Origin of the sequence: Hymenobacter metallilatus, assembly GCF_003944705.1 — a bacterium.
GTDB lineage: Bacteria > Bacteroidota > Bacteroidia > Cytophagales > Hymenobacteraceae > Hymenobacter > Hymenobacter metallilatus.
Genome location: NZ_RWIS01000023.1, coordinates 1 through 16,640, shown reverse-complemented (window position 1 = coordinate 16,640; position 16,640 = coordinate 1). Strand labels below are relative to the sequence as shown.

General features: G+C 52.7%; 12 protein-coding genes. 3 read left to right on the top strand and 9 right to left on the bottom strand.

Going from position 1 to position 16,640, the window contains the following annotated elements; all coding sequences use genetic code 11:
* Positions 1 to 250: 250 nt before the first annotated feature.
* The gene (locus tag EI290_RS21835) at positions 251 to 964 is read right to left on the bottom strand and encodes a YifB family Mg chelatase-like AAA ATPase (RefSeq protein WP_262706483.1); all 714 of its coding nucleotides are present in this window, start codon (positions 962 to 964) and stop codon (positions 251 to 253) included.
* Between the two features lie 158 nt (positions 965 to 1,122).
* Between EI290_RS21835 and EI290_RS21830 the strand changes: the two genes are divergently transcribed.
* Genes EI290_RS21830 through EI290_RS21820 form a run of 3 tightly spaced genes read left to right on the top strand, consistent with a single transcriptional unit; the run spans position 1,123 to position 4,543 of the window.
* Positions 1,123 to 1,821 carry a TnsA endonuclease N-terminal domain-containing protein gene (locus EI290_RS21830; RefSeq protein ID WP_125433770.1) on the top strand — a complete coding sequence of 233 codons (699 nt, stop codon included), beginning with the start codon at positions 1,123 to 1,125 and terminating at the stop codon, positions 1,819 to 1,821.
* Entirely contained in the window at positions 1,818 to 3,653 is a 1,836-nt protein-coding gene (locus tag EI290_RS21825; protein ID WP_125433769.1) for a helix-turn-helix domain-containing protein, read from the top strand. The genes EI290_RS21830 and EI290_RS21825 overlap by 4 nt, the downstream gene beginning before the upstream one ends.
* A gap of 2 nt (positions 3,654 to 3,655) precedes the next feature.
* Positions 3,656 to 4,543: a TniB family NTP-binding protein gene (locus EI290_RS21820; protein ID WP_125433768.1), complete on the top strand. Its 888-nt coding sequence runs from the start codon at positions 3,656 to 3,658 to the stop codon at positions 4,541 to 4,543.
* 115 nt (positions 4,544 to 4,658) lie between these two features.
* Here EI290_RS21820 and EI290_RS21815 read toward each other — a convergent pair whose 3' ends face one another.
* The 8 genes from EI290_RS21815 to EI290_RS21780 form a co-directional block, all read right to left on the bottom strand.
* A complete protein-coding gene (locus tag EI290_RS21815; protein ID WP_125433767.1) occupies positions 4,659 to 7,232 on the bottom strand; it encodes a KAP family P-loop NTPase fold protein in 2,574 nt (857 codons plus the stop codon).
* Between the two features lie 350 nt (positions 7,233 to 7,582).
* Complete coding sequence (gene avs2, locus EI290_RS21810) at positions 7,583 to 12,244, bottom strand: AVAST type 2 anti-phage system protein Avs2 (protein ID WP_125433766.1); 4,662 nt, start codon at positions 12,242 to 12,244, stop codon at positions 7,583 to 7,585.
* An 83-nt stretch (positions 12,245 to 12,327) separates the two neighbouring features.
* Entirely contained in the window at positions 12,328 to 13,149 is an 822-nt protein-coding gene (locus tag EI290_RS21805; protein ID WP_185817117.1) for a DUF2971 domain-containing protein, read from the bottom strand.
* A gap of 95 nt (positions 13,150 to 13,244) precedes the next feature.
* Positions 13,245 to 13,688, bottom strand: a complete 444-nt coding sequence (locus tag EI290_RS21800; protein WP_045689376.1) for a DUF6527 family protein — start codon at positions 13,686 to 13,688, stop codon at positions 13,245 to 13,247.
* Positions 13,685 to 14,875: a ThiF family adenylyltransferase gene (locus EI290_RS21795; RefSeq protein WP_045689375.1), complete on the bottom strand. Its 1,191-nt coding sequence runs from the start codon at positions 14,873 to 14,875 to the stop codon at positions 13,685 to 13,687. Before EI290_RS21795 ends, EI290_RS21800 begins: the two co-directional genes overlap by 4 nt.
* Entirely contained in the window at positions 14,850 to 15,362 is a 513-nt protein-coding gene (locus tag EI290_RS21790) for a multiubiquitin domain-containing protein (protein WP_125433764.1), read from the bottom strand. Before EI290_RS21790 ends, EI290_RS21795 begins: the two co-directional genes overlap by 26 nt.
* A 178-nt stretch (positions 15,363 to 15,540) precedes the next feature.
* Positions 15,541 to 15,762 (bottom strand): DUF2188 domain-containing protein, encoded by a 222-nt coding sequence (locus EI290_RS21785; RefSeq protein ID WP_045689374.1) that lies wholly within the window; start codon positions 15,760 to 15,762, stop codon positions 15,541 to 15,543.
* A 314-nt stretch (positions 15,763 to 16,076) separates the two neighbouring features.
* Positions 16,077 to 16,337, bottom strand: coding sequence for a hypothetical protein (locus EI290_RS21780; protein ID WP_125433762.1), 261 nt, complete (start codon positions 16,335 to 16,337; stop codon positions 16,077 to 16,079).
* Between the last annotated feature and the right edge of the window lie 303 nt (positions 16,338 to 16,640).

Below are 16,640 nucleotides of genomic sequence, written 5' to 3'. Positions count from 1 at the left end.
AGGCAACGTTTAGAGAAACCGTCATGCTCATCTGGCGTCCCCATTCTGCGCATCAAGCAGACACGGAGCAAAGTTGAAGCATCTCTACCGCTTGGCTGAACGGCCCACACGAAGCGGTACAGATGCTTCGACAAGCGGACGCCAGATAAGCATGACGTTCTTTTGACTTTCTAAACAGCTTTATTGCTAACTAGACCGGCCGTTTGCGTTGGCCGAACAGTTACTCCGTTCCTCATACTCCGTTACTCATTCAACCCGCCCAGCCTTCCCGGTCGAGGCTGCGGTACTGGATGGCTTCGGCCAGGTGGGGCAGCTGAATCTCGTCGGAGCCGGCCAGATCGGCAATGGTGCGGGCTACTTTCAGAATCCGGTCGTAGGCGCGGGCCGATAGACCCAGGCGCTCCATAGCCGTTTTCAGCAGGGTGAGGCCGGCAGCATCAATGCGGCAGATGTCCTTCACCATTTGGGAAGGCATCATGGCGTTGGAGTGAATTTCGGGAAACTCCCGGAACCGCTCGGCCTGCTGCTGCCGGGCCTGGGCCACCCGCTCCTGAATGGTGCGGCTATCCTCCGAGCGGCGCGTTTCCGTCATCTGGTCGAACGTAACGGGCGTAACCTCCACGTGCAAATCAATACGGTCCAGCAGTGGGCCGCTCACTTTGTTGAGGTAGCGCTGCACCACGCCGGGGCCGCACACGCACTCTTTTTCGGGGTGGTTGTAGTAGCCGCAGGGGCAGGGGTTCATGCTGGCAATGAGCATGAAGTTGGCCGGGAAGTCGATGCTGACTTTGGCCCGCGAGATGGTAACGCGCCGCTCCTCCAGGGGCTGCCGCATCACCTCCAGCACCGTGCGCTTGAACTCGGGCAGCTCGTCCAGAAACAACACACCGTTGTGGGCCAGGGAGATTTCGCCCGGCTGCGTGTCAAATACATTAGTTCTTGCGAATTTGGATGCGACATGCAACTGTGGTGTACAATGTCTAAGTCAAAAGTTTACAGTCACTTTCATTCGTTCTTCCACTTGTGACCGCATTTCACTCCATCCATAACGAGCTGCGAAATCATCTAGTAGAAGGTGCGACTGCTTTAAACATTTACACAACTTCTTGAGAACGTTTTGATATGCCTGTACGCAACATCCCTCTTCGTTATTCCTCTGTTGCCGGCGTTGTGCCTAGCAAGAAAATGAAGCGGTTACACGAATTCGAGTCTACGCTGGAGCGGGACTTGATTGCCTTATTAGAATTTGATCGGAATGTGCAGGCCTTCGAAGAGCAACCCGTGTGTATCGAGTTTCAGGATGAGACCGGGAAACTACGTTCCTACACGCCTGATATGCTTATTCATTACCGTTCGGATCGGCCGCCTGGTATGTGGCTCAAACCTCGTTTGATCGAGGTGAAATATCGGTCTACTCTTTGGGCCGAATGGCCCACACTGCGCCCGAAATTTCGCGCCGCAGTTCGCTACGCAGCTATGCGCGGATGGGAATTTAAGATATTAACGGAAAAGGAAATCCGAACACAGTACTTGGAAAATGTTCGCTTTCTCAATCGCTACCGATGGGTCGAGGTCGAGCTAGGCTATGTTCATCGGTTGCAGGAATTGCTGGGCTTGTTGCCCAGCACGACACCGGCCGAACTCATCCAGCTTGCCGTGCGCGATGCCTATAAGCAGGCAGAATATTTATTTGTCCTCTGGCACATGGTCGCTTTGGGAATGGTCGGCATTGAGTTAACCCATACGTTGACGATGCAAACGCCTATTTGGCCACTTACCGGCCAAGTCCCTGCCTTCACACAACCGTTCCGTCGTTTATGAATCACTTTCCCATTACTGCCAAGTCGGTAGTGTCTTACGAGGGCCGTCAATATCACGTAAAGGCCCTGTTGGATATGCGGCGGCTATTGCTGGAGCGTGTGGAAGACGATCATATTGTTGTCGCCGCGGTAGACGATGTGCTGCCGGTCTATGCCAATGACGCGAAAACACCCAGTTTCGAGCTCGCCACTGACGAACAATGGGCAACGGCGAATAATCGTTTTGCGCTGTTAAAGCCGATTCTAGACAAGCGAACGGACGGGGCACTGATTAAGCAAGTAGCGCGTGAACATAAGGTCAGTCCGAGTACGCTGTATCGTTGGTTGGAGCGCTACGAAGCCACTGGGCTCGTTGCCTCCCTCATGGACAAGCCGCGCAACGGTGGCCGAGGAAAACCTCGATTGGCCCCCGAGATAGACGCCATTGTACAGCAGGCTATCAAGGAGGAATACCTGACGGAGCAGCGCAAGCCCCTAGCTAAAGTTCATCAACGGGTGGTGAGCCAGTGTCGTCGGGCAGGCCTGCAGGTGCCTCACCCCAATACAATTCGCAACCGTATCAGGCAGCTGACCGAGTACAACCGGCTACGCTACCGCTACGGGAAGGCCGTAGCCGACGATCAACTGGCTCCTCACAAAGGCAGTTTTCCAGGTGCTGATTTCCCGCTGGCCTTTGTGCAGATCGACCACACGAAGCTGGATATCGAGCTAGTGGATGAAATCCAGCGTTTGCCCGTCGGCAGGCCTTGGATTACCATGGCCATCGACGTGTTCAGTCGTATGGTGGTGGGCTTCTATGTTTCCTTTGATCCGCCAGGTGCAATGGGTACGGGCATGTGTATCGCTAATGCTATACTGCCCAAGGAGCAAACGCTGGCCGTGCATGACTTAGGCGGCGAATGGCCCTGTTGGGGGGTAATGCGCACGCTGCACTTGGACAATGCCCGCGAATTTCACGGCACGATGTTGAAGCGCGCCTGCGAGCAATACGGGATTGAGCTAAACTGGCGACCCGTTGCCACGCCGAGGTACGGGGGGCACATCGAGCGGTATTTGGGTACTGTCCTAGAAGAAATCCATACCCTGCCGGGCACCACCTTCTCCTCCGTTGCCGAACGGGGCGACTACGAGTCCGAGGAGAAAGCGGCTTTGACGCTTCGCGAGTTGGAAAAGTGGCTGCTAACGTTCATCACAGATGTGTATCACAAACGCGAGCACAGTAGCCTCGGAATGGCACCACTCGAACGCTACAAGCAAGGGGTCTTCGGCACCGACACGACATCTGGCAGCGGCCTGCCATTCCGCTTCATGAGCGAAGAAAAGGTGCGCTTGGACTTTATGCCGTTTGAGGAGCGGACTGTACAGGAGTACGGGGTACTGATTGATCACATCTACTACTATCATGACGTCCTGCGGCGGTGGATAAAGACAACGGACAAGTACAAGCGGCGTCAGAAGTTGCTGTTCAAGCGAGACCCACGGGACGTGAGCATTGTCTATTTCTACGACCCAGAGCTGGAACAGTATTTTGCTATTCCATACCGTGATACGTCGCGCCCTCCGATGAGCATCTGGGAGCACCGGGAAGCTGTTCGGCGGGTGCGCGCGCAGAACATTCCGGTAGATGAAGAACACATCTTCGCCGCTTACGAGGCAATGCGGCATATCGAAGAGCAAGCCGTGAAGCAAACGAAGGAGGTGCGGCGCCGCAACCAACGGCAGCCCGTACACGCTTCTCGGTTAGCTTTCCTGGCCACAGAAAAAGAGCCGGTGGCACAAGAATCACTACCCGCTGTTCAGCCTCGTCACTATACGCCTTTCGGAGACCTCTAATTATGGAACACCTGCATGTAGATTTACACGGATTGGTTCAAGAAGTGGCTGCCAAACGTATACATAATCTAGCCGTTAGCCCTGTCATCGGCTATCCACTTGCCAAGAAAGCAATGGACCGGATGGAAGATTTATTAGTGCATCCTCCGACCCACCGTATGCCTAATCTGCTGTTGGTCGGCAATACGAACAACGGAAAGACGGTGATTGCGCATCGATTTCTGCAGCAACACCAAGCGTACTCATTGCCAGATGAGGATTTTGTCCGAGTGCCGGTAGTCATGATACAGGCTCCCCCAATGCCGGATGAAAAACGGTTTTACAATGGGATTCTAGAGCGCTTGGCCTCGCCTTATAAAATCAACGATAAAATTGATCGGAAGCAGTATCAAGTGCTGCAGTTGCTGTCTACTGTACAAGCACGAATGCTCATCATCGATGAGATCCACCATGTGTTAGCCGGTAACCTGACCAAGCAACGTGGATTTCTAAACGTAATCAAATACCTATCTAACGAGCTGCAGATACCAATCGTCGCCATTGGTACCAAAGATGCTTTCCGGGCTATCCACACCGACCCCCAGCTAGCCAACCGGTTTGAGCCTCATTTGCTACCCCGTTGGCGGGATGGGGAAGATTACCGGCGGCTGCTATCAAGCTTCGAATACAAGCTGCCTCTTAAAAAACCGTCGTTCCTGGAAAGCGACGAATTGAGCTTGAAGATATTGGCCATGAGCGAGGGTGCGATAGGTGAAGTTTCAGCGCTGCTCCGCTTGGCTGCTATCCAGGCTATTAGAAACGGGCAGGAGTGCATCACCAGTCGGTTACTAGATAAGCTCGATTGGTTGGCGCCTTCGCAACGTAAAGCTCAAGGAAACAAGCTGGTATGATGAGATGAAATAGGTATTACCTATAAGTGACTATGATTCTAAGCAAATCCGTACGCAAGAAGAAACGCAACCTCCTTGATTGTGACCTTGGACACATAGCACGGCTTAGGTAATTCTAGGCCGGCGCTACGGTTGTTCTGATAAATTCTCTATAACCTGAGTCCTTGTACAACTGGTATTCTGCTTGTACTTGGCGAGCCTGCTCTGAATCAGGTAGGCTAGCAATGAAGCCGTCTACAGCTGGCCAAGAGCCAAAAATCTGCATCAAAAAGGGTTGAAAAGTCAGGTGTTTTTCCTGTGGCGGTTGGCCGGTAGGAACGATGAGAGCTTGTAGCGCGGTATCAGGATACGCCTGCAGCGCATGCATCATCAACTCGTTGGCAGCTGGTAAGATGCAGATCATGTTGTTTCGATCAACCTTCTCTCCATTCCATCGATGGAGGCCAAAAGCGGTATAATCAACCTTCTTGTTCGCATCTAAATACCTGGACAGGTAATTCAACGTGAACTGATTCAATTCCAAATCCGAAAGGAAAAAACTTGTTGTAATACCCCTCCATGCGTCGGCCTTGATATTGTAAGCCAGATGAGCCTCATATAAATACGGGTCTTTGGCATTAGCGAACTGATGCCGAAAAAACTGTTTAAACGTCTCAACATCTTGTCTATACAGATTTTCAATTATCTGCTTGCTGAGACTGTTTATCTCGCGCATCCATTCTATGACTGAGCGATCTAGTATGCTGCCAGCAGCTAATACTGCAGTTGCGACATTTTCAAAATCGGCCCGGTCGTTGAACTCCCGTACGTGAACGAGTACCTCGAAGGCTTCAGCCAACTGCTCTTTGCCCTGCCAGTGAATGAGTTTAGGCATAATGGCGGTCGCTGAACCAAGCCTCAGTTCTTCAAGTTCTGCCAAGGGCACATTGTCAAAGCTCCCCGCTGAGAAATAAACACTGAAAGAAGAAGGGCGTTGAATCGTCCGCTGCCCAGGAGGCAGATGGTCGTTGCCAAACAAATGCTGAATCAGTTTGTCCAAGAGCTCTTTATCATCCGTTTCAACAGGGTTCTGCTTGTAGAAAGCATCCAGTCCTTCTTCGTGTACTTTGATGATGCTCTCCGAGCGCCCAGCCATAATATCGAAGTCTGGTTTCACCACACGCATGGCCTTGATAGCTTCGTAGAGGGCCGGGTGCTTAAATTTCAGCAGCGTCAGGTTTACCATTTCATCCAACTGGACTTCCTTAGCCAGCGGTAGAAAATCAAACGTGAATAAGTTAGTAAAGCGGATGGCAGCGCGCATGTTAGTGATTACCTCTGGGTAAAAACACACCTTCGGATCGCGCATATGCGCTGCGTAGTGCTGTTGGAACGTGTCGGCTGGCCTACTAGCCGTGTTGCCAATGAGCAAATCCTTCAATGCAGGGTGGTAGGGCCGAAGCTCTGTTGACTGCTGGATAATGTCCAGCGTACGCTGCGCTAGCTTGTTGGGATTAAACTGAGGCAATGGAATTTCCAGTTGCACAATCTTCTCCAGGTACTGACTGCTGTTGGCTTGGTTAGTGAGTTTGACTGCGTTGCTTACATACTGCTTGTCGTAAGCCAGCACGAAAATGGTGTTACCAAAGCTAGCCGTATTGCGCACCAACCGCAGGGTCTCTAATACTTCGTCTTTGTCCAGTCGATCGATATCATCTATGAAGATGATGATCTTCCTACGCAGACGTGCAATGACCTCATTCACCTTCTTGAATTGTTCGGTCAAGGTGGGAGTATCCCAAAAAAACGAAGCCGCTTCCTTCACGGCCTTGGCGGCGGTGTTGTCGTACACGCTGGCTAAGCCGTTGGCGTAGGTACCGATTTCGCTGGCTAACTCCCCGCTGTAGTCCCCAAGACGCTCTTTGAGCGTAGCGAAAAAATCTTTGCGGATTGCTGCTGTGCTTTCTACCAACCAAGGGTTGAAATGGATAACAATAGCTTTAGTGTCGGTTAGCTCTGATTCTATGAGTTTGAGAAACGATGATTTGCCATCTCCCCATTTACCGAGCACCCCAATTGCAAACGATGCGTGCGTGGAGAGTGACGTGATCTGTTGCGCTACCCGGCGCGCCTCAGGCCGCCAATTCAGCGAATCGGCGGCAGTGCGCGTAAGTGGAACATCCTCCTGTAAGTAGCTGCCAGAGGGGCGGGGGGCGCTAGCGCCGATCCATATGCTGTATCCTGTTAGAACCACCCCACCTAGCAGCAGCAGCAAGACCGTATCAGCATACCGAAGCCGCTCAGTGCTATGAAACGTGTAGAAATTCCAGGTGTTTTCTGGGTCGAACCCGTTAAAGAACAAGGCAGCGGCGTAAAGCAGCCCCGGAACAAACAACACCATGCGCTGCCAAAAGGAGAGACGGTACCCGGCCCGCACTTTGGTGTAAAAGAAAAGAATGCTAGCTATAGCAAGCAGACTAGCGGCAACATCGGTAATGGGGCCGCGTGGAACTTGACTCAGGGCAGGAGCAACTACATACTGGTTGTATAAGCCTAGCAACTGCTTCCAGAGGACAAAAGCGACCAGCAGCACGCCAAACAAAAAAATATTTCGCTTGGAATATGTTTCGGGATCGATCAGCCGTAGGGCTGCTTTCCTGCAAGCCCCGCCGAAAGCGCGGACCTTGAGCCACAAGGAAGAAAAATGCATACTGCGAATGAAATGCTTTCTGAAACATGATCAAGCTAGTCAACACCGCCCTGGGCCCAAGTGGGTCTGCCTGAACAGAGGCACCTGCTGCCGACGAGTGGGGGCAGCAGGCTGAGTGTTATACTCATTACGCCACTATAATTGCTAACCGCTACACGCATTGCGTGACCTGTGCCCTGCCCGACCTCGGCGTCCATCTGGGCTGCATCGATGATGGCCCGCCTCACTGGCAAACTCTGGGACAACGCCTACCTCACCTGCGACTGCTGGACGCCACGCATTCAACTTGGGGCTCAGCTTTCCGAGCGTGTAGTACATGCGACCGCTGAGCCCCTTTTTATGCTTCCATCTTATTTGGTGTCGGATGATCTTATGGTATGTACTAGGACGTCATGATCTTGGTGATTACGCGTCGCTTTTTCCATGAAGCAGTTGAGAAACCCGACTGCACCCGTATCAGATAGCATATAAGCACCCGACAAATTCAAGCGCCCAAGGAAGCGTTCTCTTGAGTCGGGTCCGATTGATTGTTTTTCGCCGGTCACAACCCAGCACAAGCTTAAGTTTTCTCGGATCAAAAGGGCACGGATTAGATCTTCTCGCACCAGAAGGGCTGCCGGTCCGTCTTGGTGGACAGTTGGATCTGAAGAGGCCAGTTGACCTGCTTCATCAATAAAGTCAGCGCCAATGCCGGTCCAACGCAGGCCCAACGAGTTTACTAACTCGGCACGCGGCATGTTCAAGGAAACCGTTTCGTCCAGCGAGCAATCGAACGTCCCTCTTTCGTTTACATAATCGAACGAGAATACTTGCACCTCAACGGGGCAGTCCCTACCTGGTTTTTGCCATGTCTCCCCGTTGTAGTAGGCCCGCTGGTAATACTGGGATGCTGTAGACCACCCGTGCTCCCCCAGGAACACCTCATACAGTTGAGCTGGTTTGGGCAAGTCCCTGCTTTGCAGATTGTTGACCTCAGCCCATTGCATGAACGCCGGAGCGTCTGCTTGCTTCACCAGGTATGCTCTGACGGTATACCAGATCTGCCTTCTCTCCGTGTCGGTCGAGTCGAGATCTGGTGTAACGGGTTCGGTCCAGTTGAAAGAACCTTCTAAATTGAGCCACTTGACCCCTGTTTCTGGATGCTGTACAGTTAACAGCTTCTCGACAGCGGGCAGGTCTTGCCATTCTGCTAACCACTCCTTCGGTTTATCAGGAGCTCCCCAATACTGCTGGCGTTGCACAGCCCACCAGGCTGGCTTGTGCGAATACCAGAAGCTGGTTTTAGCAGTAGTCCGCAGCATGTTTGACGGATCTATATCCCGGGCTCCAGGTTGCCACGGGCCTTCGTAAGTGGTGCTCTTGTCTTCGTCGGAAGAATAACGTTCATAAAAATGATAGTTATCCGCAGTGTAGGCCATGATTTCGTGCAGGGCAATCCACTGATATTTCTTCCCAATTCGCTCGGACTTCCTCGCTTCCCTGCCACGGTAGCCAATAGTATGCTCGTCAAACACGCCAAAACGTTCCGGCGTCCACCCCAAATCCAGTACCCTTTTAACGATGTATCGTTTGGCTAGATCCTCATCAAATTGAGGGGCCTCTCGGCTTTCATAGTTGGCTTCAGGTTGGCCAACAATCGCTTCGAGCTGCTGCATGTGTTCTGGTGTGAACGCAGCCTCCAGGATTTGACTGGCTGCTTCATATGCTTGGTGTTCTTCACTTGTTAGGACGTCTAGTTGCGCCTGTAGCTTCTCAAGTTCCGGTGAGTTTTCGGAGAAGAAGGGCGCGAAATCGTCGTCACCTTGCTCCGCAAGCAGTTGCTGTAGTTGCAGTTGCTGTGCATTTTTCAATGCCGCTTCTGCCTTTTGAAACACAGCCCAAGCCTCTTGTTCAGACTCCGAGAGGGTTAATGCCAACTCCGTAAGTAGCTGCCGTTGATCTTTGGGTTGCTTCCATATGGGTTCTCTCAACGGTACACTTAGCCACTCATCGAGGTTTGGATCAATTACATAGCGACCAAAATCATCCGCCATAACGGAGTCTCTGATGCGATCTAGTGCCCAGGATCCGTCGTTGTCTTGCCGTCTGGCAGCATGGTCAGGAAACAGTTGTGCTACCTCCGCTTCGGTTGGTATAACGGGCCAACTACTATTGAAAGGTGGTCGAATTCGTGCGAGATCGAAAGCGTGTGTTGCGCCTAAGTAGATGGCCCGTTCAATTATCCCGCGCGCGTAATCGCGCAGCAAAATGTGTACGGGTGGTGCTTGAAGAGCAAAAACGCAGTCGAACACGCGAACGGCCAGCTGTTCAACCGCTGCGACGTCATAACTGCGCATAGAAGCGCCGTACGCTGCTGCGTACACCCGTTCGACCACGTAGGGATCATCTACGTCACCAAAGCGCTCGACAAGCTTACAAGCAGCCTCCAATCGGCCAGTAAGAAGGTTTGCCAATCCTTTCGTGGCCCGATCGCGCAGGAATCGGTTCGAAGACGTGAAAAGCCACGCCAAGGTAATAGAGCACAGTTCCACCGCTTGCGGATCAAGGGGGGTGGTGACTTCTACGCCCCAGGACCAATCCACTAGTCGATCAACAGCACTTTGTGTATCCCATAAATCGTGTAAGAGGATGCTCCACCAAGCATCGCGCTCTGCCATGCCATCCTCTCGCAGCCGTTGATCCAGAAATTCTGCATTGAATGGGTGGTCAGGTAAGCTGGCCACAGTGAGGATGGCCTCAAGAGTCTGCTCTAACCTACCATCCGTTTCATCGAATGCTCGGAGAGCCTGCCGAGTAGCGGGAGAGAAGGCCGTTGTTTTTCGCCAAATGATGCTCTGCCGAAAAGCATGGCCGTTCCAGTGCGTCAAGACTTCGGGCGCTAGTTCGGACAGTTCCCGTCCGGTACGTTCGGGCACTTGGATGAATAAGGCTTCTACCGTGCCTTCGTGAAACCGTTTGGTGGTATCGTAGAGGACAGCCAGGGGCGTGCCTGCTTTAAAGGACTCTGCGGGATTGGTTGCATCTAGGTACTGGTTTAGTAGGACGTTCGTGAACAGATGGTCCGCCAAACGTTCGTAAGAGATAAACACGACCTCTTCATGTTCACTTTCGCCGGTCCAGCGCGACGCTTCTTCCGTTAATACGCCTTCGGTTACCAACCCGTGATAAAGTGATTGGGTATGGCTACGCCCGGGCAACAACTTATCAACGACGCTGGTAGCTGCAGAGAGCGGCAGCCAGCGCTCATCGGTGTGAGCTGTTTCTTCAGCAAATACTTCCAGGGCTTTTCGCACTAGATTTTGCCTAGGGTGGTAGTCCAATCTTGTTGCTAGGACTTCGTTCACCCCGTCCAAGTATAGATTGAAAGCTGCCGTAATTCCATGAAAGCCCCGGGGCAATCGCCGCTGGTTTTTTAGTTTCAACCCCTTGCATAACGTTTTTAGAAACAATGGATTGCGGAACTCCGGTGCAAGCAGTGGTGTCGAAGGCAGTTCTAAGCCGTAGTGAATAAAAAAACTTTTGGTAGCGTCGTATTCGAGGCCCGTAAAGCCTTGATGGTCTACGTAATGCGCTTGAGCGCGTACATCAGCAGGTACCAGATATCCTTCATATGAGGAGCGCACCGAGAACACGACACCTAGCCAAGGCGAGCGCGTTGCTTGTGTCAGGAATGAAGCAATGTTGTTTGGCCAAACAGAGCGACCATTTCCTTCGTTAATTGCGTCAACAAGCAATAAGAGTCTACTGTCTGCAACCTGTGCAGCTGATTCCAGTGCTCCAATTGCTTCCTCTACGCTAATGGTAGCGAGGTCCAACTGTTGCAGCGCCTGCATCCAGGGGTCGTTGGTCCCAATAAAGCGCTGTCCCATGAGCAGCACAGTAGGCCGCCCCTCACTGATTCGGTGTGCAGCAATATCACACAGCAGATGAGTTTTTCCGCACCCGGCTTGACCAGTCATGATCAGCAACTGGGTGTTCGCTATATCAGTTGCCTGCTGGAAGCTGCTCCGTGCTTTTCTCAAGGACGTATTGAGCCGGTAGATGCCATTGCGCAGGTCTTGATAAGGCTCAGTGCTTGTGGGCCGATTCTTTTTTTGCTTCGCGGAGGGGATTGGCTCAAACTCCTTTTTAAGAAGCAATTCTTCGATCGCCTTCGTCAGCCGAATAGCTGATGAAAGCTGTTCAACAAGTGGGGCGTAAAGCAACTCTCCAACAGGCTGCTCCGGGATTCTACCAATGTTAGGTAAGATGTCTTGGATTAGTTGGGCGAGCTCAGTGTATGCTTCACCAATAGGCTTATTTTTTAATACTTCTTGATTTGGGTACAGTCGCCGAAAATGCTCACGTATATCCTTAGCCAAAGCCTTGAGACCGTCAAAGAATTTTGAAGTGCGGCCAAAAGCTTCATATTCCTCAGCTATTGGCAAGCTTAGGTTTAGCTCTGCTGTATAACGGGCCCCCGCCGTTTGCAGCGCTTCCTTCAGCCGCGCCGTAAACCATTCTTGGTCGAATGCTTGAGTATCAAACCAAAAGCGTACCCGGCCTAAGTGAGCAGGCCGAGCTAATTGGTCTAAAATTTCCGATTCACCCCAGTAGATGAACTCAACTTGCATACCCTTTCCTGCTGCCCAACCCTGCCATTTGCTGACATGCCTGGCCCAAGCTTCCATGGCTGATTGCTTACCTGAAATTCGGCCATCGGGACGGTTGAGGGGTATGCATATGACGTAGCGCACCAGATGAGGGTGCTTAACCAGCACAGTTTCTACTGATTCATCTAGTTGTTGCCACTGAGAAGGGCCAAATGAATCAAAATACTTGGACTGCCATCCCCATTCACTCCCATCTTCCAAGACGGCATAACACTCTACACCAGCGTCGGGTGTGCCTTTCCGCTCAAAACGTGAATTGGCGGGCCGATCAAAGCGCGCCAACTGTGCACACAACTCCTCAAACCCTTCTGCACGTTTGCCATTGAGTGGACGGATGGCATTAAGATCAATGTTTATCATATTCCTGGTGTTAGAAGTGCACAGCTAGCAATTTCGTGGTGTGGTACACAACATGCTATAATCGGGTTGGGTAGCAATAAATATCAGTACTGACCAAACTCTAGTGAAAACGAACGGGTGCTAAGGCGGGCTTGCTGCAGTCGTACATGGCCGTAGTCTGGGTCTGCTTCGAGCAAGTCGACCAAAGCATCCACTGGGTCTTCGGCAGCCTTGGCTCCAATGATAATTTCCACTAACCCTGATTTAGCGAATGCCTTTCCACCCGGCCCGGTACGGGTAAAGACTCGAAATTCTTCTTCATAGGCCCAGATATCCGCCTTCACCAATAAGGCTTTGCTGACGGATTGCTCATCAAGTCCTGACAGGACCGGGTAGTCCCGGCTGTAGGTGACCGGTTTCATGTCCAGGTAAGCAGCTGGATCGGCAAGCACATCGAACTTAAAGCAAACACCCCGGTGGGAGTCTGCATAATGAGCCCACATCAGTAAATTATCGCCGCGCGTTCCGTAACTGCAGACGCCGATATTGGCTAAGGTTTCTCGCAACCAGACCTGTGCCCGAGCAACAGTAAACGGCGTCTGGCGGCGCAGATTATTAAAGCCGCGACGGCGATCTGCCCGCCTCATAGGCACCTGTTCGCGCGACTTTTCAATGAGTTTGGCTACGCTGCGCACAATGGTGGACGAGCGTCGCACATCCAGGGCTACCTGGCAGTCAAATGGATCGTTGAACGTCGTTGGCGATGGGTGCCACACCTGCGCCTTAGCCAATATACTGGCGGTATTCTCCAGCAGAGGCATTGAGGCTGTGTGTTCGTAAAGCGGACGGTACTTATACAAGTACCGCGGAAACTCGCCGGATGCCACGCGACTGGTGACATACTGGATGTCATCATGAAGAGACATATGCAACGTTAGGTTAATAGGAGAATGCAAAGCCGACTGCTTATTGACTAAGCAGCCGGTTTTGCGCACAGTATTCAGCATGGACTTCCTCCTGCTTACTCAGAAGTAATCCATCGCCACAGCCTACGCCAGAATCCAGATGTTTCCACCACTGGCTCCGGAGTTTGTTGTTGAGTTACATCCTCAGGCACATAGACTCTGGACAGTCGCTCTTTCTTCGCGATTCGATCCTGTTCTCTGCCCTCAGCAATTTCTTCCTGAGACCATTGGCCGGCCCAGGTAATCTTGCCATGTTTGATCCAGTAATGCGAGCGGCAGGGGAAGCTCCAATTGCCGATCGATGGAGTCAGTGAAATGCTTTCGCCATCGTAAAAAAGCTTCCAATCTGTCGGCGTCAGTGGCGTAACCACCTTGTTGCCGCAACCACAGCAACATAAATGCGCTGCTGTGGCGTAGGGCATGGACACGTAGAGCACACCCTGTTCCAGCACCTGGGGAACGAACTCTACAAAGTCATGGTGCAAGACAGCGTGCTTCATCCTAGCTGGTCTTCGTTTTGCAGGATGTTCCCATCAATGGTGTAGGTGCTGTGGAACTCACGTTCCAGATCCAGGTAGAATCCAGCCTGTTTCTTCCACTTGACTACCGCCAAGGCTGCATTGAGCGCATTGAGATCCGCAATCTGGATGTTCTGCTGATACTCGTTCCCGCCATCAGCGTCGCCAAACGAGATGCGCTGACCTGCGTACACGTGGGTCCGTTGTTGCGCAGTACTCGTCGTTACCCGGACGATTCCCCCCAGTGCGTTGGCCTGCACATTGTGGTACACGCCCATGCCAACATCGACGAACGGGATGCCTGCAGTTTCCAGGTGCTGCACGATCACCTGCTTTGCGCTGCCCTTGTCTAGGCAGAGAAACACGAAGCTCATCTCCCCCAACTGCCCCAGATTGGTTCCCGTCACATATTCCCGATGCGGAATGATGTGTCGGTGCATATGCGAGTAAAGCTCTGCGAAGTAGGTCACCTTGTCGGGCTTCGCCTGCAGCGCCGCCAGCGACGCTGCGCCAGGAGAACGAAAGGCATTATGCTGAGAGAAAACGTCTCCATCGAACAGGTGAATTTCCCCGACAGGCGTCTTGGCGACCAAGTCCAAGACGTAGGCGCCGGTGCCTCCCAGCCCCACAATCGCAATGCGGCCACCCGCTAGCTTATCCGACACGGTGGAGATGCGAGCACGACTGGAAGCCGTGTCGATGTAATGAAACACCGATTCGCGCTCCTGCGCTTCAATGGGTGGGAAGGTGCAGGCCGTAGCGGTAGGATCAAGCGCCTCCGCCGGACCCGCAATCAACCGGACGTAGGTGGTCATCTTCTCATAGTAGTCCGGATAGCCTGCAGCAGGCTTGCTAGACAACATATGATTGACAAACAGCCCGACAGCTAGTTGTGTCCCCATATTCGGGTGCATAATCTTCGTCAGCGGCTCGCCTTCTCGGCTACAGGGCTGCTCGCCCATAAAATGCGCCACGTGATCTGTGGGGCGGGTGGTCACGTTTCCGGCCAGAGTCAGTGCCGTGACAATGGTGCCACGCGCGATGGTCTTTGCCGAGGTGACGTAGGGCACATCCCGGATGAGCAGGTGACCCTCAACCACCGCAACATGATACCCCTCGTCGCGCAAGCGCTGGAGGTCGGGACTACGACTTATCAGTTGCTGTTGCATTGAAAATCATTCCGTCTTTAACCTTAACAACGTCTCCTTCTACTAAGCTGCCTTCCGGCTTATTGCCGTGGCCCCTGCGGTAAGTAAGCGTGTAGCTCACATTCGGGCCACTAGCCAGTCCTGCCAAGGCAATGATCTCGCGGAAGGCCATCTCGTCCTTCGCTACCATGTGCGGCGTGCCGTTGATGATGATAGTGACGTCTTTAGGTCCTCCATTCCCGTTGTTGCCACCATTGGGGTTGCCATTACCAGGGTTGCCACCTGAGTTACCGTTCCCCGTGCCTCCGGTGCCCGGATTATTAGAACCTGAGTTGCCGTTGCCAGAATTACCTGCATTACCGTTTCCTTGGTTTGCACCAGGGTTACCGTTCGCGCCTCCGTTGCTAGGCCCGCCGTTGTTAGCATGTCCATTCCCGTTGTTACCGGTACTAGGGGTATTGTTTTTGGTTTCGTGCTCTTTAGTCGAGCTGTTATTGGACTTGTCCATGTTATTGAAAACTGGTTCTAGGTGTGTGAATGGGACGGGCGCAGAGAGGCGCAGGCCAATCTGGTTTTGCTGAAAAACTGCATGAGCAGTCCCGTTCTCCTTTCACCAAGCGGAAAAAGGCAGCAAGTGGCCCGCGCTTCGCCTTTAAGGCAAAGCGCAGGTGAGCAACAAATTAAGATCAGCCCTTGCTGGATTCCGGGTCGTAGCCGTAGCTATTCCGTTCCCGGATCTGGCCATTGCGGCCATGGATGAGCAGTTCGCTTCCCCGGTTGATGGCCATTTCACGGCCGATAGCGGCGGCGGCGGCTTGGGTAGGGGCAATGACGGCCGCGCGCTCGGCGCCGGCAGAGATGACGGCCCAGCCGTTCGGGCGGGGCGTGATATGCAGATTCTTTCCCACGAGGTTGTCTGTGTGAGTAGGGTTCGCTCTTATCGGAAGAGCACACCGAGCCAGACAACGGTCCACGAAGTTGGTGCGTACAAAAAAGTAGCTACTTTCGCGGACTGAATTGTCCATGAAGGGACAGTGTTACGGATGGCAAATCCAGTAACGCCGGACAGGCAGCAAGGCGCGAGGGTCCAATTCGTACTTGCTGGCACTGATTTCTGTAGGCCAGCCGTCACATCCCGTGGCGGCTGGCTCGTTTTATGGTGGGGTCGTCAGCACGAACTACGTGGTAGAGGGTGAATGGAAGTGATCTATTTGCCAGCTATTTATGCTTGGCTGCCATCCGGTGCGTTGCGCAGTTGCACGGGCACCTGATTGCGCAATTGAATGTTGTTGTGCTGGAAGTTGCTGGCCGTTAAATGACGCGTTACTGAGCTATACACATCATATTGCTGGCGTGGGTCGCGGATGGTGATGGCAATGCAGAATTCTTGGCTTAATTCTTCGCCCGTTTGCCGAGCCGCGCTTTCAGCTGCCTGGGCGAACAACCCTTCCACCTTTAAGAACCATTTCTTGGGTGCAACCAAGCCTGCCTTTTTGCTCTTGCGCAGCTCATCCAGGTTGATAGCGAACTTTTTGACCGGGTGATACTTGCCTTCGTACTTGCGCAGTTGCCGCTCACGCGTGAACGGCGATGCGAGGTACTTTTTACCGGTGAGCGCCCCGTAAGAATCGGGCAGAAGTATGTTATGGCCGTTCTCCTTCAGGGCTTACGCATCAAAATCAAGACGCTGTAGTGAGGGCTGCCCTTTGTCTCGTTAGACATCGTTAAGTTCTTCATGCTCAATCAACTTCTTGCTTCCTTTGCCACGCTTCCAGACCCGCGTTGC